At 64.1% G+C, this 26227-nt stretch carries 24 protein-coding genes; 15 read left to right on the top strand and 9 right to left on the bottom strand.

Annotation, left to right across the window (positions count from 1 at the left end):
- Positions 1-11: 11 nt before the first annotated feature.
- The gene (locus tag AC5IJH_RS08345; protein ID WP_491902356.1) at positions 12-1265 is read right to left on the bottom strand and encodes a hypothetical protein; all 1254 of its coding nucleotides are present in this window, start codon (positions 1263-1265) and stop codon (positions 12-14) included.
- Positions 1266-1411: 146 nt separating this feature from the next.
- Between AC5IJH_RS08345 and AC5IJH_RS08340 the strand changes: the two genes are divergently transcribed.
- The 5 genes from AC5IJH_RS08340 to AC5IJH_RS08320 all read left to right on the top strand — a co-directional run bounded on the left by AC5IJH_RS08340 (position 1412) and on the right by AC5IJH_RS08320 (position 8272).
- A complete protein-coding gene (locus AC5IJH_RS08340) occupies positions 1412-3484 on the top strand; it encodes a M13 family metallopeptidase (protein ID WP_491902355.1) in 2073 nt (690 codons plus the stop codon).
- A gap of 35 nt (positions 3485-3519) precedes the next feature.
- The gene (locus tag AC5IJH_RS08335; protein ID WP_491902354.1) at positions 3520-5589 is read left to right on the top strand and encodes a M13 family metallopeptidase; all 2070 of its coding nucleotides are present in this window, start codon (positions 3520-3522) and stop codon (positions 5587-5589) included.
- A 135-nt stretch (positions 5590-5724) separates the two neighbouring features.
- Positions 5725-6672, top strand: a complete 948-nt coding sequence (locus AC5IJH_RS08330; RefSeq protein WP_491902353.1) for a YeiH family protein — start codon at positions 5725-5727, stop codon at positions 6670-6672.
- 46 nt (positions 6673-6718) lie between these two features.
- Positions 6719-7660 (top strand): DMT family transporter, encoded by a 942-nt coding sequence (locus AC5IJH_RS08325; RefSeq protein WP_491902352.1) that lies wholly within the window; start codon positions 6719-6721, stop codon positions 7658-7660.
- A 177-nt stretch (positions 7661-7837) separates the two neighbouring features.
- Entirely contained in the window at positions 7838-8272 is a 435-nt protein-coding gene (locus AC5IJH_RS08320; RefSeq protein ID WP_491902351.1) for a hypothetical protein, read from the top strand.
- 66 nt (positions 8273-8338) lie between these two features.
- Here AC5IJH_RS08320 and AC5IJH_RS08315 read toward each other — a convergent pair whose 3' ends face one another.
- The 4 genes from AC5IJH_RS08315 to AC5IJH_RS08300 form a co-directional block, all read right to left on the bottom strand.
- The gene (locus AC5IJH_RS08315; protein ID WP_491902350.1) at positions 8339-9343 is read right to left on the bottom strand and encodes a metallophosphoesterase family protein; all 1005 of its coding nucleotides are present in this window, start codon (positions 9341-9343) and stop codon (positions 8339-8341) included.
- 63 nt (positions 9344-9406) lie between these two features.
- Entirely contained in the window at positions 9407-10579 is a 1173-nt protein-coding gene (holA, locus tag AC5IJH_RS08310; protein ID WP_491902349.1) for a DNA polymerase III subunit delta, read from the bottom strand.
- 45 nt (positions 10580-10624) lie between these two features.
- Entirely contained in the window at positions 10625-11170 is a 546-nt protein-coding gene (gene lptE / locus AC5IJH_RS08305) for an LPS assembly lipoprotein LptE (protein ID WP_491902348.1), read from the bottom strand.
- Between the two features lie 131 nt (positions 11171-11301).
- Positions 11302-12177, bottom strand: a complete 876-nt coding sequence (locus AC5IJH_RS08300; RefSeq protein ID WP_491902347.1) for an NmrA family NAD(P)-binding protein — start codon at positions 12175-12177, stop codon at positions 11302-11304.
- A 97-nt stretch (positions 12178-12274) separates the two neighbouring features.
- On the opposite strand from AC5IJH_RS08300, the gene AC5IJH_RS08295 reads away from it, so the two are divergent.
- Positions 12275-13054, top strand: a complete 780-nt coding sequence (locus AC5IJH_RS08295; protein ID WP_491902346.1) for a TetR/AcrR family transcriptional regulator — start codon at positions 12275-12277, stop codon at positions 13052-13054.
- A gap of 134 nt (positions 13055-13188) precedes the next feature.
- Here AC5IJH_RS08295 and ftsH read toward each other — a convergent pair whose 3' ends face one another.
- Together ftsH and tilS are read right to left on the bottom strand one after the other, a co-directional pair.
- Complete coding sequence (gene ftsH / locus AC5IJH_RS08290) at positions 13189-15108, bottom strand: ATP-dependent zinc metalloprotease FtsH (protein WP_491902345.1); 1920 nt, start codon at positions 15106-15108, stop codon at positions 13189-13191.
- 278 nt (positions 15109-15386) lie between these two features.
- On the bottom strand, positions 15387-16841 hold the full coding sequence (gene tilS, locus AC5IJH_RS08285; RefSeq protein WP_491902344.1) for a tRNA lysidine(34) synthetase TilS: 1455 nt from the start codon (positions 16839-16841) through the stop codon (positions 15387-15389).
- Between the two features lie 74 nt (positions 16842-16915).
- Here tilS and AC5IJH_RS08280 point away from each other — a divergent pair, with 74 nt between their 5' ends.
- The gene (locus AC5IJH_RS08280; RefSeq protein ID WP_491902343.1) at positions 16916-17389 is read left to right on the top strand and encodes a GNAT family N-acetyltransferase; all 474 of its coding nucleotides are present in this window, start codon (positions 16916-16918) and stop codon (positions 17387-17389) included.
- A 7-nt stretch (positions 17390-17396) separates the two neighbouring features.
- Here AC5IJH_RS08280 and AC5IJH_RS08275 read toward each other — a convergent pair whose 3' ends face one another.
- Positions 17397-18038: a TetR/AcrR family transcriptional regulator gene (locus AC5IJH_RS08275; protein WP_491902342.1), complete on the bottom strand. Its 642-nt coding sequence runs from the start codon at positions 18036-18038 to the stop codon at positions 17397-17399.
- A gap of 115 nt (positions 18039-18153) precedes the next feature.
- Here AC5IJH_RS08275 and AC5IJH_RS08270 point away from each other — a divergent pair, with 115 nt between their 5' ends.
- Both AC5IJH_RS08270 and AC5IJH_RS08265 read left to right on the top strand, forming a co-directional pair.
- The gene (locus AC5IJH_RS08270; protein ID WP_491902341.1) at positions 18154-18774 is read left to right on the top strand and encodes an FMN-dependent NADH-azoreductase; all 621 of its coding nucleotides are present in this window, start codon (positions 18154-18156) and stop codon (positions 18772-18774) included.
- A gap of 67 nt (positions 18775-18841) precedes the next feature.
- Positions 18842-19219 carry a hypothetical protein gene (locus tag AC5IJH_RS08265; protein WP_491902340.1) on the top strand — a complete coding sequence of 126 codons (378 nt, stop codon included), beginning with the start codon at positions 18842-18844 and terminating at the stop codon, positions 19217-19219.
- 57 nt (positions 19220-19276) lie between these two features.
- Here AC5IJH_RS08265 and AC5IJH_RS08260 read toward each other — a convergent pair whose 3' ends face one another.
- Positions 19277-19789 carry a DUF1440 domain-containing protein gene (locus AC5IJH_RS08260; protein ID WP_491902339.1) on the bottom strand — a complete coding sequence of 171 codons (513 nt, stop codon included), beginning with the start codon at positions 19787-19789 and terminating at the stop codon, positions 19277-19279.
- A 235-nt stretch (positions 19790-20024) separates the two neighbouring features.
- Here AC5IJH_RS08260 and ispD point away from each other — a divergent pair, with 235 nt between their 5' ends.
- The 6 genes from ispD to AC5IJH_RS08230 all read left to right on the top strand — a co-directional run bounded on the left by ispD (position 20025) and on the right by AC5IJH_RS08230 (position 26185).
- Positions 20025-20744, top strand: coding sequence for a 2-C-methyl-D-erythritol 4-phosphate cytidylyltransferase (ispD, locus tag AC5IJH_RS08255; protein ID WP_491902338.1), 720 nt, complete (start codon positions 20025-20027; stop codon positions 20742-20744).
- Positions 20745-20769: 25 nt separating this feature from the next.
- The gene (gene ispF / locus AC5IJH_RS08250; protein WP_491902337.1) at positions 20770-21390 is read left to right on the top strand and encodes a 2-C-methyl-D-erythritol 2,4-cyclodiphosphate synthase; all 621 of its coding nucleotides are present in this window, start codon (positions 20770-20772) and stop codon (positions 21388-21390) included.
- A 42-nt stretch (positions 21391-21432) separates the two neighbouring features.
- Positions 21433-23265 carry a M14 family metallopeptidase gene (locus AC5IJH_RS08245; protein WP_491902336.1) on the top strand — a complete coding sequence of 611 codons (1833 nt, stop codon included), beginning with the start codon at positions 21433-21435 and terminating at the stop codon, positions 23263-23265.
- 114 nt (positions 23266-23379) lie between these two features.
- Entirely contained in the window at positions 23380-24021 is a 642-nt protein-coding gene (locus AC5IJH_RS08240; protein ID WP_491902335.1) for a helix-turn-helix domain-containing protein, read from the top strand.
- On the top strand, positions 24018-24644 hold the full coding sequence (locus AC5IJH_RS08235; RefSeq protein ID WP_491902334.1) for an NfeD family membrane protein: 627 nt from the start codon (positions 24018-24020) through the stop codon (positions 24642-24644). The genes AC5IJH_RS08240 and AC5IJH_RS08235 overlap by 4 nt, the downstream gene beginning before the upstream one ends.
- Before the next feature lie 119 nt (positions 24645-24763).
- Positions 24764-26185 carry a flotillin family protein gene (locus AC5IJH_RS08230; RefSeq protein WP_491902333.1) on the top strand — a complete coding sequence of 474 codons (1422 nt, stop codon included), beginning with the start codon at positions 24764-24766 and terminating at the stop codon, positions 26183-26185.
- The last annotated feature ends 42 nt before the right edge of the window (positions 26186-26227 follow it).

Here is a 26227-nt window from a genome sequence, read left to right as displayed (position 1 = left end):
ACCCGCACTGCCTACTTTGCTGCCCGTTGGTTCCCCGTCGGGGCTGCCGCGGGTGTCGGCAGGTCGTAGATCTCGACTGCTCCCTTGTTGATCACCGCCAGCCGGTTCCCGTCCCCGGACAGCGCGAAGTTCGCGCCTGCGGACACGATCGGGTCGACCGCCAGCCCCAGGCGCAGCGCTCCTGTGTGGGCATCCAGCACCGTCAGCACCTGCGTCTGCACCGATTCATCATCGATCGACTCCTGCGAGCCCACCGGCCGGTTGATCGCCAGCCATGAGATCGCCACACTTGCGCTATTGGCTGATACGCGAAATGCCGGCCAGGTGAAGTTCGACTGCCATCGTCCATCCCACAGCTTTTGCCCGCTCAGCGTGTAGACCTCGACGAAACGGTCATTGTGCTTCGGCGGACAGGTGAGCACAAGGACGCTCTGCTCGCTCAGCACCTTCTCCTCCGGCGCGCAGGTTGAGTCGACTTGCGTGACGACCTGGCCAGGGTCTGGCTGCGGCTTTGAGAATGGGTGGAAGCGGATCGCCCAGTGCTGCTCGCCTGTCTTCACCTGCCCCAAATATCCGTTCAGGGTGGCAGGCAGGTCACCGACCTGGTCGGCACGCGCGCTCATCAGGAGCCGCTTCTCGTCCAGGCGCGCCAGCCGGATCTCCACGTCCTCCGCGGGCGGGTCGGCGCCTATCAGCTCGGCATGCAGCACCAGCTGACGATGCTGCTCCGGGGTATGCCGCTCCCGTTCGCTTTCGATCAGCAGCAGCTCGCCATCGGGCGATGCCTCAACAAGCTTCAGGTGGCTGGGCGAATCAAAGACCGGCCGCATTTCCAGGTCGTCGCCGGTCTCAAAGAGCCGTGAGCCGATGCGCACCAGCGCACGACCCTCGCCCAGCCGCCACACGTAGCGGCCGCGATCCCGCAGAACCCACTCTTTCTCAGCCACAACGCGACCACCCGGCAGCTCGAGCACGTCTGCCTGCACCACCTGGTCCAGGCCAACGGACTCTGGCTCGCGCGTCAGCAGGTGCGGTCGCCGGAAGGTGAGCAGCAGATGTGTTGCATCCAGGAAGTCGAGCGACGACGACGTGTAACCCGACAGTAGATAGAGCTTGCCCGGAACGCGGTAGCCCAGCGCATCGACCGGAATGCGCAGCACCGGCTTCGGACCGCTCTCGCGTGGTCGGCTGGCGGGCACGGCCCGCAGTGGCAGGAGCAGCAGGACGAGCAAACCGGCCAGGCCGGAAGCTGGCCAACGTGCCACGAACTGCGCAGGGCGTCGCACCTCTTCATTTTGCTACAACCGGCCCGGCCCCGGCGCGCGCCAGCTATTTGACTTTGGCCGTTTGAAGCCGTTTCATTGGCGTCTCCGGCTGTTCTGGTTTCCCTTTGAAGGAGTGCCTTTCACACATGGGCCGCCGCCTCTCCGTATTCGTCGTCGCCTCGTCCTTTCTGGTTGCCTTCTCCGCCGCTCCCAGCCTCTCCGCGCAGGCCCAGAGCGCCGTCAGCGAGCAGACACGCGTGCAGTTGCACGGGCTTGACCCGTCGCTGCGCGACACCTCGGCCGATCCCTGCGTGAACTTCTTCCAGTACGCCTGCGGCACTTGGCTGAAGCGCTATCCCATACCCGCCGATCGCTCCTCCTACGGCGTCGACACGCAGTTGAGTGAAGACAACGACCTCATCCTCAAGGCCATTCTCGAGAAGGCCAGCGACCCGAGCAGCACCCGCGATGCGGACACGCAGAAGATCGGCGATTTCTACGCCAGCTGCATGGACACCGCAGCCATCGAACGCGCTGGTCTCAAACCATTGCAGCCGCTGCTGGACCGCATCGCGCAACTGAGCAGCCTGCATGACCTCGCGCCCTTGATGGCCAGCCTCGACCAGGCCGGCATCACGACTTTGTTCGATCTCAGCAGCGACGAAGACTTCAAGGATGCAAGCCGCATGATCGCGCTGGTGAGGCAGCCAGAGTTGGGTCTGCCCGAGCGGGGTTATTACCTGCGCTCGGACGCCGCCTCACTGAAGCTGCGCCAGGAGTATGTCAATCACATCGCGCGTACATTCACGCTGGCCGGTGAGCCGGTTGCGGATGCGAAGCGGGATGCCGAGCAGGTGCTCGCGCTCGAAACCAGGCTCGCGACCGCGTCACTGAGCCCGGTCGAGTTGCGGGATCCCGGCAAGCTCTACCACCCGACTGAACTTGCAAACTTTCGCACGCAGCTCAGCAGATTCGACGTGAGCCAGTACACCAAGGCCTTGCAGACACCTGTCTTCACCTCGCTGAACGTCGCAACGCCGGCCTACTTTGACGCGTTAAACACGACCCTTGCGCAGACCCAGCTGCCGACGCTCCAGTCGCTGCTTCGCTGGGATGTGCTGCGCTCCGTCCCGGGCATCGGTCTGCCTGCCGCGCTCGATGCGGAAAGCTTCGCGTTCTACGGCAAGACGCTCTCCGGTCAACCAGAGCAGCGCGAACGCTGGAAGCGCTGCGTCAGCGCAACGGATCACGGGCTCGGGGAGGCTCTGGGTCGCGTTTACGTTGCCCAGCGGTTCAGCCCCGAAGACAAGGCGCGCAATCTGGAGATTCTCCAGAACATCGAGGCCGCGATGGGCCGCGATATCCAGACGCTCGACTGGATGAGCCCCACCACCAAAGCGCAGGCAGAAGAAAAGCTGCATGCGGTAACCAACAAAGTCGGCTATCCCGATCACTGGCGCGACTACTCGAACCTGAAAATCGTCCGCGGCGATGCAGCGGGCAACATCGAGCGTGTGGGTGGCTTCGAACTGCACCACGAGCTCAGCAAGATCGGCAAGCCCACCGACAAGCTCGAGTGGTCGATGAGCCCGCCCACCGTCAACGCCTACTACAATCCGCAGGCGAACACCACAAACTTTCCCGCCGGCATTCTGCAGCCGCCCTACTACGACCCGCAGATGGGCGATGCCGTGAACTACGGAGAGGGCGGTGGTCTCGAAGGCCACGAGCTGACGCACGGCTTCGATGACGAGGGCCGCCAGTTCGACGGTCACGGCAACTTCCATCAATGGTGGACCGCGACGGATGAGCAGAAGTTCAAGCAGCGTGCCGATTGCGTGGCCGATGAGTACAGCAAATTCGTTGCAGTGGATGACCTGCATGTGAATGGCCGGCTAACCCTGGGCGAGAACATCGCGGACATCGGCGGCGTGCGGCTGGGCTACCTGGCATGGCAGCAGAAGCTGCAGCAGGGCGGGAAGCCTGATCCCGATCTCGCCGGCATGACGCCTGCACAGCAGTTCTTCACCGCTTACGCGCAGAGCTGGTGCTCGCATTCACGCCCAGAGGAGATGCGCGTCCGCGTGCAGGCTGACCCACACTCGCCCGAAGAGTACCGCGTGAACGGTGTGGTGATGGATCTGCCCGAGTTTCAGCAAGCCTTCCAGTGCAAGCCCGGTCAGGCCATGGCGCCGCAGCAGCGCTGCAGCATCTGGTAAGCCCCATCGCAAACAGTTCCATCGAGGAGATCCCCGTGTTGCAATACCGCTCTGTCCTGCGCTTCGCCTGCGCAGCTCTGACCTTCGCTTCTGCTGCATCTGTAGTTACATTTGCGCAGACCGCAGCAACTGTCCGCACCAACCCGGGCTTCGACAGGTCCGCCATGGACACCACTGCCGATCCTTGCGTCGACTTCTACAAATACGCCTGCGGCAACTACGCGAAGCAGCATCCCATCTCCGCAGACTTGCCCGCTTCCAACCAGTTCACCAATTTGTACGAGTTCAACCAGCAGGCCCTGCACGGATTGCTCGATACAGCCGCCGCTGCGCATGGCGCGCCCGGCTCGGACAATCAGAAGATCGGCGACTACTACTCGAGCTGCATGGCCACAGACCGCATCGAGAAGGCAGGGCTCGCGCCGATTCAGCCGGAGCTCGACCGGATCGCCGCACTTCGCTCCGCGACAGAGCTGCCGCCAGAGATCGCGCACCTGGGCCGCCTCGACGTAAACGTCTTTCTGAGCCTCGGTCCCGAACCGGACTTCAAGAACGCAGGCCAGGAGATCGCCGCCGTAGACCAGGGCGGTCTTGGCCTGCCCGAGAAGGACTACTACCTCCGCACCGGCGCGCAGGACGAAACACTGCGCCAGCAATACAAGCAGCACATCGCGAACGTGCTGAAGCTGCTTGGGGAACCACCCGCCGATGTCACTCGGCACGCCGATGCGATTCTCGCGTTCGAGACCTCGCTCGCCAAGCTCTCGATGGGCAACGTCGAGCGGCGGAATCCTGATGTGGTGTACCACAAGGAGCCGCTCGCGAAGCTCGCCGCCGACACGCCGAACCTGCATATGTCGGAGTTGCTGAAAGCAGCCGGCGTACCGGCCATCACAGACCTGAACGTGGCGAACCCCGGCTTCTTCGCGGGCCTTGATCCGCTGCTCACTTCCACCGATCTCGACACGCTGAAGGCGTACATGCGCGTTCACCTTGTCGATGCCTTCGCGAGCCAGCTCCCAAAGGCGTTCGATGACGAGCAATTCGACTTTTACAGCCACAAGCTTCAGGGCATACCCGAGCAGCAGGCGCGCTGGAAGCGCTGTGTCGATTCTTCAGACAAGAATCTGGGTGAGTTGCTGGGCAAGTCGTATGTCGCAAAGTACTTCCCCGGCGACAGCAAAGCCCGCACCTCGGACGAGGTGAGGCAGATCGGAGCCGCGATGAACCACGATCTCGACCAACTCACGTGGATGAGCCCGGCGACGCGAGCGAAGGCACACGAGAAGCTGGCCGCCGTGGTCGACAAGATCGGCTACCCGAGCAAGTGGCGCGACTACTCGAGCCTGCAGGTCGCAGCGGCTGAGCCCTTCAGCAATACCGTGCATGCGCGCGAGTTCAACACCGACTACGAACTGCACAAGATCGGCAAACCGGTCGACAAGCTGGAGTGGGGGATGACGCCGCCCACCGTGAACGCCTACTACGATCCGACGATGAACGACATCAACTTCCCGGCGGGCATTCTGCAGCCTTCGTTCTACGACCGTAGCGCGAGCGATGCGACCAACTACGGCCACATCGGCGCAGTCGTTGGCCATGAGCTGACGCACGGCTTCGACGACGAAGGTCGCAAGTTCGACGCGCAGGGCAATCTGCGCGACTGGTGGACGCCGGAAGACGCAAAGCAGTTCGACGAGCGGACGGACTGCGTCGTGAAGGAATACAGCAGCTTCGTCGCAGTGGACGATCTGCATGTGAACGGCAAGCTCACCCTCGGCGAAAACACAGCCGACAATGGCGGCCTGCGACTGGCGTGGATGGCGCTGGTGGCCGATGCCGCGCAGCACGGGCGCTCGCTCGATGCAAAAGACCAGACTGGCTACACGCCGAAGCAGGAGATCTTTCTCGGTTGGGCGCAGAACTGGTGCTCGGATGAGCGGCCAGAGCTGCTGCGGCTCTCTGTGCAGACCGATCCCCATTCGCCCGACGCACTCCGCGTCAAAGGCGTCATCCTGAACATGCCGGAGTTCGCGCAGACCTTCGGATGCAAGGTGGGGCAGCCCATGGCGCCAGCGCCGGCACAGATGTGCCGGGTCTGGTAAGGGCTCGGCAGGCGTGATTAGCGTGCACGAGACTCCAGGGATACCGGTCTGTACTGAGGTGGCGGCGCGGTCTGCGCCTCCACCCAGAGCAGCTACTCTTGACACGGCAGTTCACCGCGCTCGCGTTGTGACACGGTGAGCCGATCCCCGCAGGACCCGCTAGCCGCAAAGCGCATCTTCTTCATCGCGCTCATCCTTTGCGCAACCGGCTTTCTCTCCCCTGCTGTCGCGCTCGCCGGCGGCATCGCTTTTGGGCTGATCTTCGCGCACCCGTTCGCGCAGGAGAGCCGCGATCTCTCCCGCCTGCTGTTGCAGGCCTCGGTAGTAGCGCTTGGCTTTGGCATGAACCTGCGCGAGGTGCTGCGGGCCGGGGCAGCAGGCTTCGCCTATACGGCGATCAGCATCGCGGCGGCACTGGTGCTCGGCACCGTGCTCGGTCTGGCGCTGCGGGTGCGACGCAAAGCGTCCTTCCTGATCACCTGCGGCACGGCCATCTGCGGCGGCAGTGCCATCGCCGCGATCGCGCCCATCATCGGGGCGGATGACGAGGAGATGACCGCCTCACTCGGCACTGTCTTCACCCTGAACGCCGTCGCGCTGGTGACGTTCCCGGCGATCGGCTTCTACCTGCACATGACGCAGCCGCAGTTCGGCCTCTGGGCGGCGCTCGCCATTCACGACACGAGTTCAGTCGTCGGCGCGTCCGCTCACTATGGGGTGGAGGCGCTCCGCATCGCGACCACCGTCAAGCTGGCGCGCGCCCTCTGGATCGTGCCACTCGCCGTCGTCACGGCCGCGGCGTCGAAGAGCCGTGCACGCATCCAGTGGCCGTGGTTCATCCTCTATTTCTGCCTGGCCGCGGTCGCGAACACGACACTGCCCTTGGGTGCCCCCCTGTTCGCTGCATTTGCGAAGCTGGGCCGCATCGGCATCTCTGTCACGCTGTTTCTGATCGGCAGCGGTATCTCGAAACGCACACTGAGACAGGTCGGCGTTCGCCCAATGATTCAGGGTGTCGTCCTCTGGCTCGTGATCGCGACGCTGTCACTGTGGGTCATTCGCTCCGGCCTGATCCGGATGTAAGCGCCTCGCGGGCAAACCCATGGGAGCAAACCACTAGAGTAGAGCTATGCCGACCACCGCCATGACACAGGCGCGCTCGACCACGCACTGGCTCGGCTATGGAGCCTGCGCGCTCGCGGGCTGCTTCTGGGGCACTGGGTTCTACTTCGGCAAAATCGTCCTCGCGCACCTCGCCGTGGGCCACATGGTGCTCTACCGCTTCCTGTTCGCCTGCATCGGGCTGATCCCCTTTGCGCTCCAGCATCGGCCCCGCTTCACCGCGGCGGAGTGGCGCGTTTTGCTCTGGGCATCGTTCCTGGGAATCCCAGTGCAGTACCTTGTCCAGTTCTATGGTCTGTCCCTCACCACGGTGTCGCACGCCTCACTAATGGTGGGCAGCATGCCGGTGCTGCTCGGAGCGGCCGCGACTCTGTTCGCAGGCGAGCGCCTCGACGGCATCGGATGGCTGGCGCTGGTCGGCTCGAGCGCCGGCGTCGCGCTGATCGTCCTTGGGGGCCATCACGGAGCATCCGGCGGGCACGGCCCGTCGCTGCTAGGTGACGTTCTCGTGCTTGCGGCTCTGCTCGTCTCCCTGTTCTGGATTCTGATCAACAAGCGCCTGATGCGCCACCATCCGCCCGCAGTGGTCACCGTGTACGGCATCTACACCGGTGCGCTGATGATGGCCGTCTGGGTCTTCTGGCGCGATGGACTGCCGCCCGTGCATGGGCTGCCCTCGTCTGTGTGGCTGGCATCGGCCGCTGCCGGGCTGTTCTGCACCGCTGGCTCCACGCTGCTCTGGAACTGGGGTATTCACCACGTTCCGGCGTCGCGCGCGGCTGTGTTTCTCAACATCGAGCCACTACTCGGCTCGCTCCTTGGAGTCGAGTTGCTCGGCGACCGCCTGGGCCCGCTGGCATGGGTTGGCGGAGGGCTGATCCTGGCCGCTGCGGTCACCCTGACTACCCGGCCGGCCGCGGCTGAGGCCGCAGCAGCCGCACTCGAGTAACCAGCCACGCGGCGACCCCGCTCCCCGTCATCAATGGCCAGCTAAGTACCACTTTTGCAGTAGCTTAGCTGCTGCACCGCGGACGGTGCATGCTCATCCTAAGATCCGTCGATAGTTACTTCCGGAATGTTGCTGGACTTGGTACGATGGGCGAACGAAAGGCGAATAGGTGCTGCCATGGTTGTCAACGCGTCCGCCGCAATTCAGGGCATACGGGAGATCGCTGACCTGGTCCGCAAGTACAACGACTACCCCCTCTACGAAAAGATCGTCCACCTGCAGGAGCAGTTGATCGACCTGTCCACGGAACGCGGCCACCTGCGCGATGAGAATGCCGCCCTGCGCGAGCAGCTCGACCACCGCAGCCAAACCGTCTTCCGCAACCCGTACTACTACGCCGAGGGCGACGAGGTGCCGCTCTGCCCGCGCTGCTACGAGACCAGCAGCAGCACGCTCCGGGTCCACCTCACCCACCCGGCAGTCGAGATGCAGAACGGCTTCGGCCGGGTCTGCCGTGGCTGCAAGTGGTTCTTCCTCGAAGGGCCGGAGCGCCCGCACACCGCGCGCACCCGGCTGCGGCGTACACCGCGCGCAGGAACCACGAATCACTAACCCGCACCAAAACAGATGCCGCCGGCGGTTGCTGGCGGCACTGTCGTGTTCAGACACACGTCAGGGTCAAGGGCGCAGCGGGACGTCGAATTTGTCCTTCTTCTCCCACACCGGCTTGCTCGCGCCCGGATCGGCCAGCCGCACCATGGTGGCGTGCAGCGCCTTGCCATCGAAGTCGAAGCGGACATAGTGGAAGTTAGGGAACGCCGGATCCTGGTAGAGATCGCGCGGCGTGCGGCTGACCGGATACGGCCGCGCGCCGCCACCACCGCTCACCAGGTAGATGACTCCGTTCTGGTTGAACCGCTCGTAGTTGTGGATGTGGCCCGCGATCACGACAAAGGCGGCATGCGTGCTCGGCTGCCTCGCTTCGAGCAGCGCTGCCAGCGCCTGCTCGTTCGGCCGCGCGTCATGCGAGTGCGTGTCCACGATACTGTCCGCGATCGGCGGATGATGCAGCGACACGAAGACGTACTGCGTGCTCGCCGGCAGGTGGTCGAGTTGATCCTTCACCCACATCTGCTGCCGGCTGCCCTCGGTCAGCGGCAGGTCGGAGTCGACCGACAGGATCAGGTTGTTGCCGAACGCGACCGAGTACCAGCGCCGGTGATTCAGCTCTGGAAACGCGGCCCACCAATTGGTTGGCGCGATGTCCTGCCCACGCTTTAGTTCGTGGTTGCCGAGCGCCGGGTACACACGCAAACCCGCCTGCCGCCAAGCCGCGGTCTCGTCATGAAAGACGGTGTAGTCGTTCGCCACCGAGCCATCGAGCGGCAGGTCGCCCGAGATGACGAGCGCGTCCGGCTTCTCATCAGCGATCTTGGCCACCAGCGCGCGGCGCGCATCGGGGTCCGTCGCCTCATGGTTCGCCGGGTCGGTGAACCGCGTGTCGCCATAGGCGATGACCGACCAGTGCGCAGGCAGCGCGCTCACCGGCACCGTGAAGGTCGGGCCGGATCCGCTAAGCAGAGTCGTCTCTTCCTGTTGCGCACCGCGCGCGGCGTGATGGCAGGCGGAAAGAGCAGCGCAGGCAACCAGGGCCAGGCTGACGGACAGGCGGGTTCGTATCACGGTAGGACTCCTAGCAGTACGGTCTTTCAAGGTGAGCGACGACGCTCGATCAGGACACCCGGATCAGGACAGCTCCATCGCGTATTGCTGGTTCAGCAGCGCCGGCAACAGGCTGGCCGGCTCTTCACTGGCCAGCCCAAGTACCAGCCGCTCCAGCACCAGCCGTTTGTCGGGCGGCGAGGAGCGCAGCTCCAGGTCGGCGCGCGCAATCAACCGGAGCGCGCGGGTCAGCTCGCGCCGGCTCTTGTAGCGGCGGGCCTGGCGAATCAGGTCGTCCGCGGCGAACGGTGGCATGCGGAAGCCCTGCCATAGCGCCTGCCAGATCGCGCGCGAGTCGCGCACGTTCTTCTCGAGGATGACCAGCATCTGCCGGTAGGTGCGCGCCAGCATGTAGAGGTGCCCGATCGCGGAATCCTCCCCGCCGTCCGACGCATTGAGCAGCCCGTTGAGCAGCGCCAGTGCGCGCGGCCGATCTTTCTGCGAGATCGCGTCCGTCAGCTCGTACAGCGAGCGCTGTTTCGCGCCGAGCACCATGGTCTCCACATCACCCAGCGTGATCGGCCGGCGAGCGCCTGCGCTTGTAGTGAACAGCAGCAACTTCTCCAGCTCGCTCGCCATCAGCATCAGATCCGCACCCAGCGCATCGGCCAGTTCACGCGCGGCATCCTGCTCCAGCGCTCCGCCCTGGCGCTCAGCCTCCTGCAGCAGCCAGCGCATGGCATCGCCTTCCTCCACGCGCACCAGCTCCACCATGCCGCACCACTCGCCCAGCGTCTCGCGCAGCCGCTCGTAGCGGTCTTTGTCCTGCATGTCCATGCGGCGCAGGTCGGCCGGCAGATGCAAGTGGTCGGCAACAAAGAGCAGCAGCGCCTGCGGATTCGGACGACGACCATAATCGTCCAGCGCGGCAAACTCGTCCTTTTTTGCGCCGCGCCCGTAGAGCGTCTTCACATTGCGCAGGAAGATCACCTGGAAGGGCGCCATCAGCGAAGGCGTCTGCGCCCGATCGAGCGCCTCGAAGATGCTGGTCTCGCCCAGATCGATCTCGGCCAGCGAAAAGTCGCGCATCACCGGATCGACCAGCGCATCGAGCACCGCGCGCCGGCAGCGATCGTAAAGGTACGCTTCATCCCCGGCGAGCACATACCCGGGACGGAGTGCACCGCCGGTGCGGGCAGCTTCGATCTCCGCAAGAAAGCGGTCCGACGAGGCAAAGCTGCGCAGGCCGCTAGCCATGCCGCGCCTTCAACCGGCGACTATCTCGGCGATGTTCTCTGGACCTCAGAAGGACTCCAGCATATCGCTCACTAGCGACTGGGCAAAGTCTCTCGAAAGGCGCGCCACCGCGGGGGAATCTTCCTGCACAAAGGTGGGCAGGTCGAGCGTGGCCTCGTACTGCTGGTGAAATGTGTAACCGTCGCGGCGATAGAGCACGCGCCCTGCGCGATCGACGAGCTGCACGCTCGCCCGGATCGTCACGAGGTAGCTCGACGACTGCCCCGTCACGGCGTTGTAGGTGTAGGGAACGATGGTCTCCTGCAGCACCGTGCCCTTGAGCACGGCATCCGTGGCTTCACCGTTCTCGGTCGCCAGCACGCGGAACTTCGTGCGGGTGTTCAGCTCATGCACGGTGGCATCGGTCAGCGCGACCTCGGTGCGGGAGAACTGCGTGCGATTGACGAAGAACGGGACCGCGATGGTGTGCACATCCGCGGGCACATGGGTCGCGGTGGCGAGTGTGTGGTAGCCGCAGGCGCCCGTGCACGAAACGAGCGCAACCGCCACCACACAGGCAGCCATCAGCCGGGAACGAAGGGGTGCGCGCATCGCTGCACTGATTGTCGCAGAGGTCCTCGCACGGGTGTCGACCACCGTCCGGCAAGCTGCCGGAACACCGGCGAGAATGGGCACTCAGAAAAACTGTGCCCACTTGCGGCCGGCAAGGTATGCGCGGTGCTCTACGATCTGCTTTCGGGGTTCGACAGGAACTCGGTCACAACATCCCGCAGAGACGTCGGTTTGCGGCCGAGCAGGCGCTCGAGCGTGGGATCGGTGACCGCGAACTCACCCGCTCGGGCGGCTTTGTACAGGCTGCCGAGTCCATCCGCTATTACGTCCGGAAGGCCGTGCTGGAGCAGCGATGCCCGATACTGTTCGTCGCTGATCGTCTCCCTTGCGACGGTTTGGCCAAGAACTTCTGTCGCGACCTGTGCGATGCCGGCAAGATCCAGTGCCTGCGAGCTGGTCAGTGGTGGGGAAATCCCCTCGAACAGGCCGCTCTGTGTGAGTGCCGCGACAGCGGCCTCGGCAAGGTCAGCGCGTGCGGTCCAGGAGACCGGCCCATCCTGTGGAACGATGATCCTGCCCGTCTCCCTTATCCCGCCCAGCTGGTACAGAGCCGATTCCGCGTAGAAACCATTCCGTAGCGAGACGAAGGAAACACCCGAGGATTGGAGCAGCCCTTCCGTCGCTGCGTGATCCCGGGCCGGAACAAAGGCGGAGGATGGACTCGCTCCCTGGTGACTGGTGTAGAGGATGCGTTTTGCCCCAGCGGCTTTGGCAGCCTGGATTGCGTTGGCATGCTGCTGCACGGCCTCTTCCCCGAATTTGTTCACGGAGACGATCAGTACCTGCTCGGCTCCGTCGAACGCGTCTTTCAAGCTGGCTGGATCTGCAAAGTCTCCCTTGCACACGCGCATGCCACGCTGCCTGAAATCGTCCGCCAGCTCTGGCTGGCGAACGCTGACTCCGATCTGAGCACTCGGAAGCTTTTTTGAAAGCCCTTCCACGACTTGCCGGCCCAACTGTCCGGTCGCACCTGTCACGACGATCACGATTGTTCACCTGACTCTGGAGTTAAGGAATGCATCTTCTGTTTCCATTGATATCACGGTCCTCAAATCAGAGGAAACAGGTGAGTAGAATCGATTCGTGACGCAGGAAACTGGAACAGGCTTGAAGAAGAGCCAGGAACTCGTTCTGACCGGCGCGCCTTCTTCCCGGCATCGTGAGCCCATCCTGAAGGCGGCACTGCTCTTACTGGCAAAGGGCGGCCGCGACGCACTCACGACTCGGGCAGTGGCCGAGGCCGCGGCAGTGCAGCCGCCCATTCTCTACCGGCTCTTTCAGGACAAAGCGGGCCTGCTGAACGCGGTCGCAGACTACGGCTTCGGCGTTTACATGACGAAGAAGCGACCCGCGCAACCCACGGAAGATCCCGTCGATTCACTCCGCGCCGGATGGAAGCTGCACATTGAATTCGGGCTTACGCATCCTGAGCTCTATCTGCTGATGTATGCAGACCCCCACCCGGGTGCGGAGAGCACGGCCGCCGAACGATCGCACCGCCTGCTGCGAGACCACATGCAGCGCGTGGCGGCGTCTGGACGGCTGCGTGTCAGCCAAGAACGGGCAGCGCGTCTCTTTCATGCAGCCGCTTGCGGGACCGTCATGACATTGCTCGGCATGATGAGCGAGCAGCGCGACATGTCGCTGTCGGATACAGCATGCGAGGCAGCCCTAGCAGCGATTGTTACGGATCGATCTATCCTGCCTGCTGGAACCCTCCCGGCGGCAGCAACAACCTTGCGGGCTCTCGTCACTAGCGCCGATGCCACGCATGGGTCCGCAACGAGGGTCTTCACTGATGCAGAACGTATCTTGCTGATTGAGTGGCTCGATCGTCTTGCGGATGAGTCCTCACGCGATTGAGCGAGGCGGACTGCCGGTCTCCTCGCTGCTCAGGTGTGCAGCGGGGGGCCTGCAGGAGCGGGTGTCACGTGCAAAACTCAACGAGAAGGGCCGCTCCGAGAAGCGGCCCTTCTGTTTGTTGCGTCTGCGTTGGCTTACGCCGGGGAGGGGCTGCCTTCCGGGAAGCCAGGAGCGCGGCCGGGCTCCGGCTTCAGCACCTTGACCTCCGGGTCGCCACCGACGGCAGAGCCATTGGACGGCGGGTTGAGCGGTGGCAGGTCCTGGCCTTCGAGCAGCATGCGAATTTCGTTCGCATCGATCGTCTCGCGCTCGAGCAGCGCAGTCGCCATGCGGTGCATGACCGGCTGGTTGTTCTCGAGTATCGAGTAGGCCGACTGGTAGCCCGCATCGACCAGGCTGCGAACCTCGGCATCGATCTGCCGGGCCGTCTCCTCGGAGAAGTCGCGATGCTGTGCGATCTCGCGCCCGAGGAAGATCTGCTCTTCCTTCTTGCCGAAGGTGAGCGGACCCATGCGGCTCATGCCGAACTCGCAAACCATCTTGCGGGCCAGCTCCGAAGCACGCTCGATGTCGTTGCCGGCGCCAGTGGTCATCTGCTTGAGGTAAATCTCCTCTGCGCAGCGTCCGCCCATCAGGATGGCGAGCTGCGTTTCGAGGTAATCCTTGGTGACTGTGTGCTTGTCATCCGTCGGCAGCTGCATGGTCACACCCAGCGCCATGCCGCGCGGGATGATCGTGACCTTGTGCAGCGGATCGGCGTGGTCGCGAGTGGCTGCCACAAGTGCGTGGCCGGCTTCGTGGTACGCCGTCACGCGCTTCTCCTCGTCGGAGAGCAGCATCGACTTCCGCTCAGCGCCCATCAGGACCTTGTCCTTGGCCAGCTCGAAGTCGAACATGTGCACTGCCTTGCGATTGGAACGGGCAGCGGTCAGTGCGGCCTCGTTCACCATGTTCGCCAGGTCGGCGCCGGAGAAACCCGGTGTGCCCCGAGCCAGGACGCGGAGATCGACATCGTCCGCAATCGGCACCTTCTTCGAGTGCACGCGGAGCACTTCCTCGCGACCGCGCACATCCGGACGGCCGACCACCACGCGGCGGTCGAAGCGACCCGGGCGCAGCAGCGCCGGATCGAGCACGTCGGGCCGGTTGGTCGCTGCGACCAGGATGACGCCATCGTTCGATTCGAAGCCGTCCATCTCGACCAGCAACTGGTTCAGCGTTTGCTCACGCTCATCATGACCGCCGCCAAGACCGGCGCCGCGATGGCGACCGACTGCGTCGATTTCGTCGATAAAGATGATGCAGGGGGCATTCTTCTTGCCCTGCTCGAACAGGTCGCGCACGCGGCTCGCACCGACGCCGACGAACATCTCGACGAAGTCCGAACCGGAGATGGAGAAGAACGGCACGTTCGCCTCACCGGCAACAGCACGCGCCAGCAGGGTCTTGCCGGTTCCCGGAGGTCCGACCAGCAGGACGCCCTTCGGAATGCGGCCGCCCAGCTTTTGGAACTTCTGTGCCTCGCGGAGGAACTCAATGATCTCCTTGAGCTCTTCCTTGGCCTCGTCCACGCCGGCGACGTCCTTAAACGTCACCTTCTTCTGTTGCATGGAGAGCAGGCGCGCGCGGCTCTTGCCGAACGACATCGCCTTGTTTCCGCCGCTCTGCATCTGGCGGATCATGAAGTACCAGACCGCCGCGATGATCAGGATGGGCGAGAACTGCAGCAGCAGCGGCAGCCAGGAGTTGCCTTGCGTGTCCTTCACCGTGATCGAGACCTTGTTGTCCTGCAGGGTCTTGAACATGTCCGGGAAGTTGGCCGGCACGGTGGTGTGGAACTGCGCATTCTGGTTGTTGCGGAAGTGGCCAGTGACCGTGCTGTTGGTGATCACCACGTCCTGCACCTGACCAGCGCGTGCATCGTCCATGAATGTGGAGAACGAGATCTCCTGGTCCTTGCCACTGTTCGTGCTCTTCTGAACGATCTGCCATAGCAGCACCAGGCAGGCCAGAATGAAGACCCAGAAGAGGATCGATTTGACCGTCGAATTCACGAGATAACCCTCATTTCTCACGCCACAGCAGCGGTTCCCGAAGGCTACTTCGGAACCCCCAAGGGTTCACCGACCCACCTGCTCGTCGTCGTGTTTCCCTGGGGATTAGACGTGGCTCGCCGGTCTTCGGTGCAGGATCCGGTTTCGCCGGACACACTGCTGATGGGGGACACCGAGGCCTTCAAGACGCCGAGGACGCCCTGTGACCGTAAGTGGGATTCTACTCCCGGCCTCTCGCGCGGGTGACAAAGAAATACCTTGTGGTCACGACAGGCTGATTACCCCTCCGGAGGCTCAATCACCGCGTCCCGATCGGGATCCGCGGCTAACTCCAGCCCGGACTGTGTGGCGCTTCCTTCGGTGACGAGCACCGCCAAGCCGGGCTCCGGCTCGACGTCCACGCCGCGCAGCCAGGCAATTCGCCCGGCGCCGACAGTTGACTCGATGGCGATCACAGGGCAATGAGCGCGCTCCTCGGCAGACCAGCCGGCTCTTTCGAGCACATCTTTGACGCTCTTGGGGCTCCGGCTATGCCGAAGTACGACGCGATCGCCGGCCTTAGGAGTGCGCAGCACCAGTCTGGTCTCAGGGAGCAGTTCGCCCTGCGTGGTGACGTGCAGTCCGTACTTCTCCGCCAGCATTGCTCCCGGAACAGGAATTGTGATCGCGGGCAGCGCCGCTGTGAGGGGCGTCCCGCCGCGGCGCAACTGCAGTTCGCGAGCGGTTCGCTCGGCCACCACGCCGCCGGCCAAGCCAAGCAGGCGTCGACCCCGGCCGCTGCCGTCCGCGGCAAGCGCACGCAAGGATTCCGTCTCGTCAAAGCTGAGTGGATGCCCAAGTTGCTCCGCGGCTGCCCGTAGCACCCGACGCGCCACCGCGGGATGGAGTGCCGCCAGCCGATCGAGCTCGATCGACAGGCTCTGCTCGCCGGGTCTCGTCGAGTTGGCCCTGCCGCCACCACGAACGGGCCGCCCGGGCAGCACCAGCCCGGGTAGGAGGCGTGCGAGTTCGCGCGTCCACCATGCCTCCTCGTCACGGGCGATCGCGGCCACCCGCGCCAGCTTGATCGCCGCATCCGGCGCAAAGGCCGTCACCTGCGGCAGCAGCTCGTGTCGCACGCGGTTGCGGGTGAACGCCGGGTCACGGTTGCTCGCATCCTCACGCCAGGTCTGGCCGAGGCCCTCAAGATAGGCGATCACGTCAGCGCGCGTCACAGTGAGCAGGGGCCGCACGATGCGTCCGCGTGGCTGACTCATGACGGGCGCAATCCCGCTTAGCCCCTCGGTCCACGCGCCGCGCAACAGCTTCATCAGCACCGTCTCAGCCTGGTCGTCCAGCGTGTGCGCGGTCACCACCGCGTCCACCTCGCCGGCATCGAGCATGCGGCGGAACAGGTCATAGCGCAGGGCGCGTGCCGTCTCCTCGATGCCCTTGCCGTGGCGGGCGGCTGCCTCCTGCACATCGGCACGATGAATGGTGACCGGCAGCTGGTGCTGCTCCGTCAGGCGGCGGACGAACGCGGCGTCTTCGTCCGACTCCGCGCCGCGCAGGCCATGATTGACATGGACGGCCGAGAGCACCAGTCCAGCCGCGGCGCGTGCGGCCACCATTGCCCGGAACAACGCAACCGAATCGGCACCGCCCGAGACGGCCGCAGCCACGCGCTCGCCGGGGCGAAACTGCGCGCGATCCCAGCGGAGCTCAGGCGCTCGCTCGTCTCTACCCTGCGTCATGGAGCCCAGTCTACTGGCCGTCCGCGCCGAGGAACCGCATCAACAGCGCGGCGGAATCCTTCTATACTCACCGCATGATTGCGACGCGCGCTGCCACGCCAGCCGATGCCGGCACCATCACCCACCATCGCCGGCGCATGTTCGTCGATGCAGGCCGCACGGACAACCACCTGCTCGAGGTTATGGCGGAGCACTTCCAGCCCTGGGTCGGGCACCAGATCGAACGCGGCACCTATCTGGGCTGGCTGGCGCTCGACGATGCAGGCGGGGTGATCGGGGGCAGCGGGCTGATGATTCTCGACTGGCCGCCGCATCCGCTGGACCCAACCTCGAGCTATCGCGGCTATCTGCTGAACGTCTACGTGGAACCGGCGCACCGCCGCAAACACATCGCGAGTCAGCTCATCGAATTGGCGCTTGCCGAGGCACGCCGCCGCCAGGTTCGCGTTGTCGCGCTGCATTCGACCGATGCTGGGCGTGCCCTGTATGAGAGCAACGGCTTCCGCGCGACCAACGAAATGTTCTACGTCGAGCCGATCGAAGGCTAGGCCGGGCCTAACGACCGGCGGACTGTGCCCGTTCCAGCGCCTGCTCTGAAGCCGGAGAACTGTTCGCGAGTCCCGCCTCGAGCAGCGGTCGCACGAGCTGTACGATCTCTGGCACGATCTGATCCGAACCCCCACGCTCCGGCGTGTGCAGCCACTGCTTCACTGCACCGTGAATGGCGCTGCTGACGGCGGCTGCCTGCATTGCCAGCTCACCGTACGCGGCGCCGGCGTGCCGTGCCAGCCCCGGTTCCACTACCCGACGGATGGCTGCAACCATGGCGGCATCCTGCAAGGGCTCCATCAGGCTGCGCCCCTCGCGGCCCGCACACCCGGAATGCCGCGCGGCCAGGTAGTCGCAGGCGGCAAGGATGATGGACGCGATCTGGCCGGGACACGTTCCCTCGTAGCGCACCGAACGCTCGGCAAGCAGCATATGAAAGCCGCCAGCGACCCAGGCGTCGAGCAGCGCGAACTTGTCCGTGTAGTGGTCGTAGAAAGTCGCGCGGTTGACGGTCGCCGCCTCGGCAATGTCCTGAACAGAGATCTCCTCAAAGCTGCGGCTTTCCAGCAGCCTCGCCAGAGCTCCCTGCAGAAGCTGGCGGGTTCGACGTACCCGGGGATCGCGCACTTCACAGTCAGAGATCGGCATCGCGGTCACCTCATTGTGCACCCGCAAGAGTTTTGCATCCGGTAGACGACACGTGTCGTCTACTCCCTGTACGACACCTGCTGCTTTGACGGCAGATGTCGCCATGGAGATACAAATGCCGCATCTACTACACATCGACGCCAGCCCCCTGGACAACTCCGTCACCCGCGAGCTGGGCCGCGAGTACCTCGCTACCTGGAAGTCCGCCCATCCAGACGGGACCGTCACCTACCGCGATCTGGCGCTGGAGACCCCGAGCCCGGTCCGTCAGCCCTGGGTGTATGCCAATTTCACGCCAGAGGACAAGCGGACACCCGACCAGCAGGCCGCCCTAGGTGAGTCAGACCGCTTGCTGGATGAGGTGTTCGCTGCCGACGAGATCGTGATCGGCGCGCCGATGCACAATTTCGGCATTCCGGCGTCCCTGAAGCTCTGGATTGACCAGGTCGTGCGCACCGGCCGTACCTTCCGCTATGGCGCAAATGGCCCCGAAGGCCTGCTGAAGGGGAAAACGGCGACCCTTCTGGTGGCAAGCGGCGGAGATTATGGCGCGAACTCGCCCGCAGCGGGTTACAACTTCGTCGAGCCGTACCTGCGCTCTGTCCTGGGCTTCCTCGGTGTTCCGGTTGTGCGCGTGTACACGGTTGCAAATGTGGCAAAGGTAATGGCTGGCGCCGTCGACCGCGGTACCCTGCTCGAACCAACGCTGGCACAGATTCGCGCACACGTCGCCTGAGGCGACTCGGCCTCCAGCTCCCAGCAGTATCGGTCCACGCATTTCGACTCGACTTCGCGGAGGAAGCATGAAAATCGCTGCACTGATCGCACGCATACTGCTGGGGCTGGAGTTTCTCATCTTCGGCCTGAATGGCTTCTTCCACTTCATTCCGATGCCGCCGCCGCCCGGCGTCGCCGGCCAGTTTATGGGCGCCGTCTTCGTCTCCCATTACTATGTGCTGATCTTCCTGCTGCAGGCGATTGGCGGGCTGCTGCTGCTCGCGGGACGTTATGTGCCGCTGGCGCTGACGCTGCTGGCGCCGATCATCGTGAACATCCTGCTGTTTCACACGACGATGGCGCCGGCTGGCCTGCCGGTCGCAATCCTCACGGCGGTGCTCTGGTTTGTTGTGTTCTGGAGCGTGCGGCCAGCCTTCAATGGCCTCTTCGCCGCGCGGGCCTGAAAGTGCACGCCCAGGCCGAGCAAGGCCACGCGCGGTTCTTACCGGCGTGGCCTCGTGTCAGGCAGCAGCCAGGATGGCGCGGCGCACCAAATCGGTGCTTGCGCCATAGACCAGATGCGCTGCCAGTGGAGTGGCTTGTGCTGCCGCCGGCTGATCGAGCCGCGACGGGGCAAGCTGCAGAGCTGGTACCGCAGCCATGTCTCCGGCCGCGAAAAGCGCCAGTCCGAACGCGGTTCCGAAGCCGGTTGTCGTCCGATCCGAGTACGCGCTGAGCGCTCCGTATAGGCCGCCCATCAACGCACCGAAGGTGTAGTGGACGATGTGGCCGCCCTTGCTGCGAGCCTCGTAGGAAAGGTGCTCGCCACCGGTCGCAGCATTGACCACTGCGTCCGCGGCGTTCATCGTGTCCTCTGCCCTGCCCCTTTCTTGCTCGCGTGGCAGCGCACGCTGCCATTTGTCACGGCTCATCACCTTCTCTGACAGCGGGCTTCCCACTTGGGTGATGAATCCGTCCATGATCCACGATGCCGCCAGTCCGCCTGCGATGCCGGCCAGAGTGCTGTGGAGCATCCGTCCTTTTCTCCTGCCTCGAAGTGCCATCCGTCCCTGCTTTCTCTGCGCTCGACGCTAGTTCCGTTGCGGAACACATCTCTCCCAGTCAGGATGCGAGAAACGAGGCTGGTGCCACCCGGCGGGACGCTTCGATAGGGGAAGCTCTGGGGAGCCACAGGAGAGACGTGAAGCGTAGCGCGCCTTCACGCCGAACGTGAGCGGGTTCGGGACTGCCCGGTATACTCGTTGTCTTATGCGCGTCTTCGTTATTCTGCCCGCCGCTGGGCTGGGCACCCGCATGGCGCCGGGTCAATCCACACCGAATGCAGCCAAGCAGTTTCTGGAACTTGCCGGGGCTCCCATCCTGATCCACAGCCTGCGCGCCTTCGCTGCCGTGCCGCAGGTGAGCGCGATCGTTGTTGCGGTGCGCGGCAGTGAGATCGAACGCGTGCAGAAGCTGATCGCCGAGCACCAGCTTGCCGGCCGGGTCACGGTCGTCGAAGGCGGCGACACGCGCCAGGAGTCGGTCTCGCATGCGCTCGCCTCCGTGAAGGCGGAGGATGAGGACATCGTGCTGGTGCACGACGCCGTGCGGCCGCTGATCGACTCGGCCACGATCGGCCGCACCATCGAGGCAGTGACTGAGCACGGGGCAGCCATCGTGGCCCTGCCCGCGATCGACACCATCAAACAAGTCGAGCGGACTGCGCACGGCGCGATCATTCGCACCACCATTCCACGCGAGTACATCGTGCAGGCACAGACACCGCAGGGCTTCCGCTGGTCGCTCTTGCGCCGCGCCTTCGCGGAGGCGGAAGCGGACGGCTTCACCGGAACGGATGAGGCCAGCCTGGTTGAGCGTGCCGGACTTGACGTGGCGGTGGTGCCGGGCTCACCTGCCAATTTGAAGATCACGCAGCCGGGTGACCTCGAACTCGCCGAGTTCTACCTCTCGCGCCGTCAGAGCGCCTAACCCGCCGCACAGGAGAGAAGATCGGATGAACATACGGATCGGTCACGGCTGGGACTCGCATGCCTTTCAACCAGGCGTGCCGCTGCGCATCGGCGGCATCGCCATCCAGCACCCTGAAGGCCTCGCAGGACATAGCGACGGTGACGTATTGCTGCATGCCATGACCGATGCCCTGTTGGGCGCGGTTGCGGCCGGTGACATTGGCACCTTCTTCCCTCCGGGTGATCCACGCTGGAAGAATGCCGACTCGACCGTGTTCCTGAACCTGGCGCTCGAAGAGATTCAGCACGCCGGCTACCGGATCGTGAATGTCGATGCGACGCTGGTGCTGGCCCAGCCGAAGATCTCGCCCATTGCGGCGGAGATGCGCGAGAAGCTGGCCGATCTGATGAACATCGACGCCAAGGCCGTCTCTATCAAAGCAAAGACGCCGGAGGGGCTTGGTCTGGACCACGTTGCTCAGGCGCACGCCACCGTGCTGCTCGAGAAGGTCGAGGATCCGGAAGAGACGAACCAGATGACGGCGGTAATCGAGAGCCAGCGCCACCTCGAAGATGTGGTTCGCGACCTGCTCGCAGAAGTCCATGGCACGCCGCAGCAGCAGCAGATCAAGGTGAAGGTCTTCGACACGGAAGACATTACGTAATAGATCCGCACGCCGCGCATGGGGCCGCTGCTACGCTGTCGCATGCGCATCCTGCTCTCGCTTGCCCTGGCCGCAATCGTGGCCCCGGCGTTTCTGGCCCAGTCCTGCCTTGCTGAAGCGAACGATTGGGCCACCCCCGCCGAGCAGTCGAACTACCGCACCACACCTGACTACGCTGCCACCATGGCGTACTTGCGACGCCTCGCGGCGGCGCATCCGCAGCAGATTCGGATCGAGCCGTTCGGGAAAACAGGTGAAGGACGCGAACTCGACCTGGTGATCGCGTCGCGTGATGGCGTCTTCGATCCGAGCGCGCTGCATCGAGCGAAGCGGCCTATCCTGCTGGTGCAGAACGCCATCCATGCGGGCGAGATGGACGGCAAGGACAGTTGCCTCGCGCTGCTGCGCGACATGGTGGTCACGGGCAAGTATGCGAAGCTGCTCGATCGCGCGGTGTTCGTCTTCATCCCGATGTACAACGCCGACGGACACGAACGGCGCTCCCCTTACAACCGGATCAACCAGAACGGTCCGGAGGAGATGGGCTGGCGCGGCAACGGGACCAACATCAACCTGAACCGCGATTACATGAAGGCCGATGCGCCAGAGACGCGCGCGTTCTTAGCGATGTTCCATCGCTGGCTGCCGGACTTCTTCGTCGATGACCACGTGACCGACGGTGCGGATTTCCAGTATGACGTGACCTACTCGATTGAGCATGGGCCAAACCTACATGCCGAGACAGCGCGATGGAGTGAAGCGATCACGCCGGAGCTCGAGAAGGCAGTCGATACGGCGGGCCATCTGGCGTCGCCGACATATATCGATCTGCTTGATGAGACGGACCCATCGAAGGGCCTGGCCTACAGCGGTTTCGCACCACGCTTTTCAACCGGCTACACAGACCTGGAGAACCGGCCCGGCATGCTGGTCGAGATGCATATGCTGAAGGACTACAGGACCCGCGTGACCGGCAACTATGAGTTACTGCGTGCACTTCTCGCGATCATCAATCGCGACGCTGATACGCTGATCGCGCTGAATGCCGCAGCCGATCGCGAAGCTGAGCAGCTTGGCGATCATTCACTCGGGAATGTGGCGTACCCGCTTGCGCTCGCTGCCTCAGGCGAGACGACGCCGTTCCTGTTCCGCGGCTATGAGTTCAAGCGTGAGCTCAGCGCCATTTCAGGCGGCGTCTGGATTCAGTATTCGCACGAGCCGTGGAACCGGACAATTCCGCTCCAGACCGGAGCGAAGGTGACCGTGGCAGCCGTGCCACCCGCGGCGTACATCGTGCCCCCCCAGTGGACGCACGCGATCGCTGTGCTTGCCGCACACCAGGTCACAATCGACCGGACGACCAGTGCCTGGTCCGGTCCGGTCGAGACATACCTCTGCGACGGTGGCAATTGGCAGCAGCATCCATTCGAGGGACATCACCCGATGTTCGCAGGCGAAGGCAGTGACGGTCACCCTGGGATACCGCCGCATTGCACAATCGTCACCGAGACGATGACGTACCCTGCGGGCTCCGCCGTGGTTAGACTGAATCAGCGGCTTTCTCATTTCGTGATGGCGTGGCTGGAGCCGATGGCGCCCGACTCCGCGATGGCGTGGAATGCCTTCGACCCGATCTTTGAACAGCGCGAGTACGGCGAACCGTATGTAGTCGAGAAGCTGGCGAGGACGATGCTGGAGCGCGACCCGAAGCTGAAGGCTGAGTTCGAGCGCAAGGTGGAGAACGATCCGGAGTTTGCAGCCAACCCGCGCGCGCGGCTCGCGTTTTTCTACGACCGCTCACCATGGCACGACACGCAGATCGGGCTTTACCCCGTGGGCCGCCTGACGAAGCTCGATGGCCTGCCGTTGCGCTAGCTGCAGTCCAGTGTTCTTGGTTGGTACCGAAGCATCTGCTCATGGATGGTGACTAAAGAGTGTGAGCACCTATCGCAAATTGCGATACATTGATCGCGGATTGCAATACCACCTATGAAGCTGGGCGAGAAAATCCGCTACTTGCGCGAGATCGAAGGCTCGCTCCGCGGCCTGAATCGCGCGATGACACAGCAGGAGCTGGTCCGTGCGATCCGGGCTGAGATGAGCACTGCGGTCAGCCAGTCCTACCTTTCGCAGATCGAGAGCGGCGCGCGGCCGCACCTGACCAACACGACGCGACTGCTGCTGGCGCGCTTCTTTAAGGTGCACCCCGGCTACCTCGTCGATGACCCGGAGGGCTACCACGCCGAGCTGCTGTCCGAGGCGCGCACGCTGCACGAGCGCACTGGCGAAGAGAAGCTCGACCTATGGCTGATCGCCGGTGCCGAGCGCTTCCGCCGCGACCCGGAGCTACGGCGGGCGCTGCTGACCGCCGCGCAGCACGACGACACGCGGCGGTGCCTGCTGCTGCTCGCGTCGATTCTGGAGACACCCTCGCTCGCGGACCGGTTGCTTGAGGTACTGCGGCCGGAGCTGGCCAACGGTTCGGCGCGCGGCAGCAACGGCGGGAGCGTTCAACGTGGACCTACCCTCGCCGCGAGTACGCGAGCGCAGGTCTCTGGCGACGCGGCGCCACCGGGGCGCGGCAAGAAGAGCAAGCCCGGGCCGGCGCGCAGAACGAAGAGGAGGTCATGACCATGCAGCTATTCGGATTGAGTGCGGAAGAGTGGTACCTGGTCTGCTTTGCTGTCGGGCTGGTGCTGACGATGGTATCCGCGTTCAGCGGACTGGGGCATGTGCCCCTGGGGCATCTCCCCCATCTGCATCTGGGCCGGTTGCATATCGGCTCAGCGCACACGCATAGCGCAGCCCATGGTCATGGAAACAGCAGCCTCTCCCCTTTCAACGGCTTCACGCTGATGGCGTTCCTCTGCTGGTTCGGTGGCACAGGCTACCTCCTGCGCCACCACACCGGGCTGGTCGGAGGCGCTGTCCTGGTGTTGTCGCTGCTCAGCGGCTTCGTCGGATCGGCCCTGGTGTTCAGCTTCCTCACCCGCGTTCTGTTGTCACGCGAGCGAGTGCTGACGGAAGAGGAGACAGCCATGCCGGGCGTTCTTGCACGCGTGACCAGCTCCATCCGCGAGGGCGGGACTGGTGAGATCGCCTACTCACAGGGTGGTGCGCGGCGCGCCGCCGCTGCACGCAGCGAGACCGGCCAGCCCATAGCGCGCGATGCCGAGGTCGTGGTGCTGCGCTACGACCGCGGCGTGGCGTATGTCGAGCCGTGGTCGGATATGGACATACCGCCGCCAGCCTGACGTCACTGTGAGATATCCCTTGCGGAGCCCCCTTTCCGCGGACCGCGTGCATAGCCAGGGCGCGCAGTCCCCAACAGCAGTCCTTCTGGCTTGAGCCCGCTTGTTCAGCAAGGATCGTTATGCCGAACTCTGTCATTGTCATCGCCGGACTGATCGTCCTGGCCACACTGTTCATTTTCATGTTCCTGGGCAGCCTGTTCCGCAAGGCTGGCCCCAACGAGGCCATCATCGTGTACGGCCTGCGCGGACCGCGCATCATCAAGGGCGCGGGCGCGGTCATTCTGCCAGTAGTCGAGACGTTTCGCCAGCTCTCGCTTGAGCTGATGTCCTTCGACGTTGCGCCACAGCAGGACCTCTACACCAAGCAGGGCGTCGCGGTAACGGTGGAGGCGGTCGCGCAGATCAAGGTGCGCTCCGACCGCGAGTCGATCCTGACCGCGGCCGAGCAGTTCCTGACGAAGACGCCGCCACAGCGCGAAGGGCTGATCCGCCTGGTGATGGAAGGCCACCTGCGCGGCATCATCGGTCAGCTCACGGTGGAGCAGATCGTGAAGGAGCCGGAGATGGTGGGCGAGCGCATGCGCGCCACCTGCGCCGAGGACATGAACAAGATGGGGCTCGAGGTGATCTCGTTCACCATCAAGGAAGTTCGTGACAAGAACGAATACATCACCAACATGGGACGGCCGGATATTGCGCGCATCAAGCGTGACGCGGACGTTGCTGCCGCGGAGGCGGAGCGCGACACGGCGATCCGCCGCGCCATCGCAACGCGGGAGGCCGCCGTCGCCAAGGCAGCCGCCGACCAGGAGCGTGTGCTCGCCGAGACACAGTCGCTGGCCAAACAGGCTCAGGCACAACGCGATCTCGATATCTCGAAGGCGCAGTACACCGAACAAAGCCGCCGGCAGGAGGCGCAGGCCGATAAGGCATACGAGCTGCAGACCAACGTCATGCAGCAGCAGGTAGTGGCCGAGCAGGTCAAGATCATGCAGATCGAGAAGGAGCAGCAGGTGAAGGTGCAGGACTTCGAAATCCTGCGTCACGAAAAGGAGCTGATCGCGACCGTGCTGAAGCAGTCCGAGATCGAGCGTCAGCGCATCGAGAACATCGCCGCCGCGGAGAAGTCTCGCCTGATCGTCGAAGCCGAGGGCCGCGCCTCTGCCATTCGCGCGCAGGGCGAAGCGGAAGCCGCTGTCATCTTCCAGAAGGGCGAGGCTGAGGCAAAGGCCATGAATGTGAAGGCTGAGGCTTACCAGGAGTGGACGCAGGCTGCCGTTGTCGATCGGCTGATCACCAACATGGCCGATGTGGTCCGCGCCATGGCGGAGCCGCTGTCGAAGGTGGACAAGATCACCATCATCTCGACTGGGGGCGACGGGCAGATCGGCGCCAACAAGCTGACCGGGGAGATGACGAAGATTGCCGCGCAGGTGCCGGCGCTGTTCGAAGCGCTGTCCGGCATGGACATGCGTGAACTGATGTCAAACGTGAAGAGCATGCAGTCGCGGCCGAATGGCAACGGCACGCCGCAGAGCTAACTCTGAAGGAGCGGGTTCTTCGCGGGCCCGCTCCATAACGCA

It is taken from the genome of Candidatus Dedyshia acidiphila (genome assembly GCF_051025295.1).
Taxonomy (GTDB): domain Bacteria; phylum Acidobacteriota; class Terriglobia; order Terriglobales; family Acidobacteriaceae; genus KBS-83.
The sequence above is the reverse complement of the archived record's forward strand: the minus strand, read 5'-3'. Positions and strand labels throughout refer to the sequence as shown.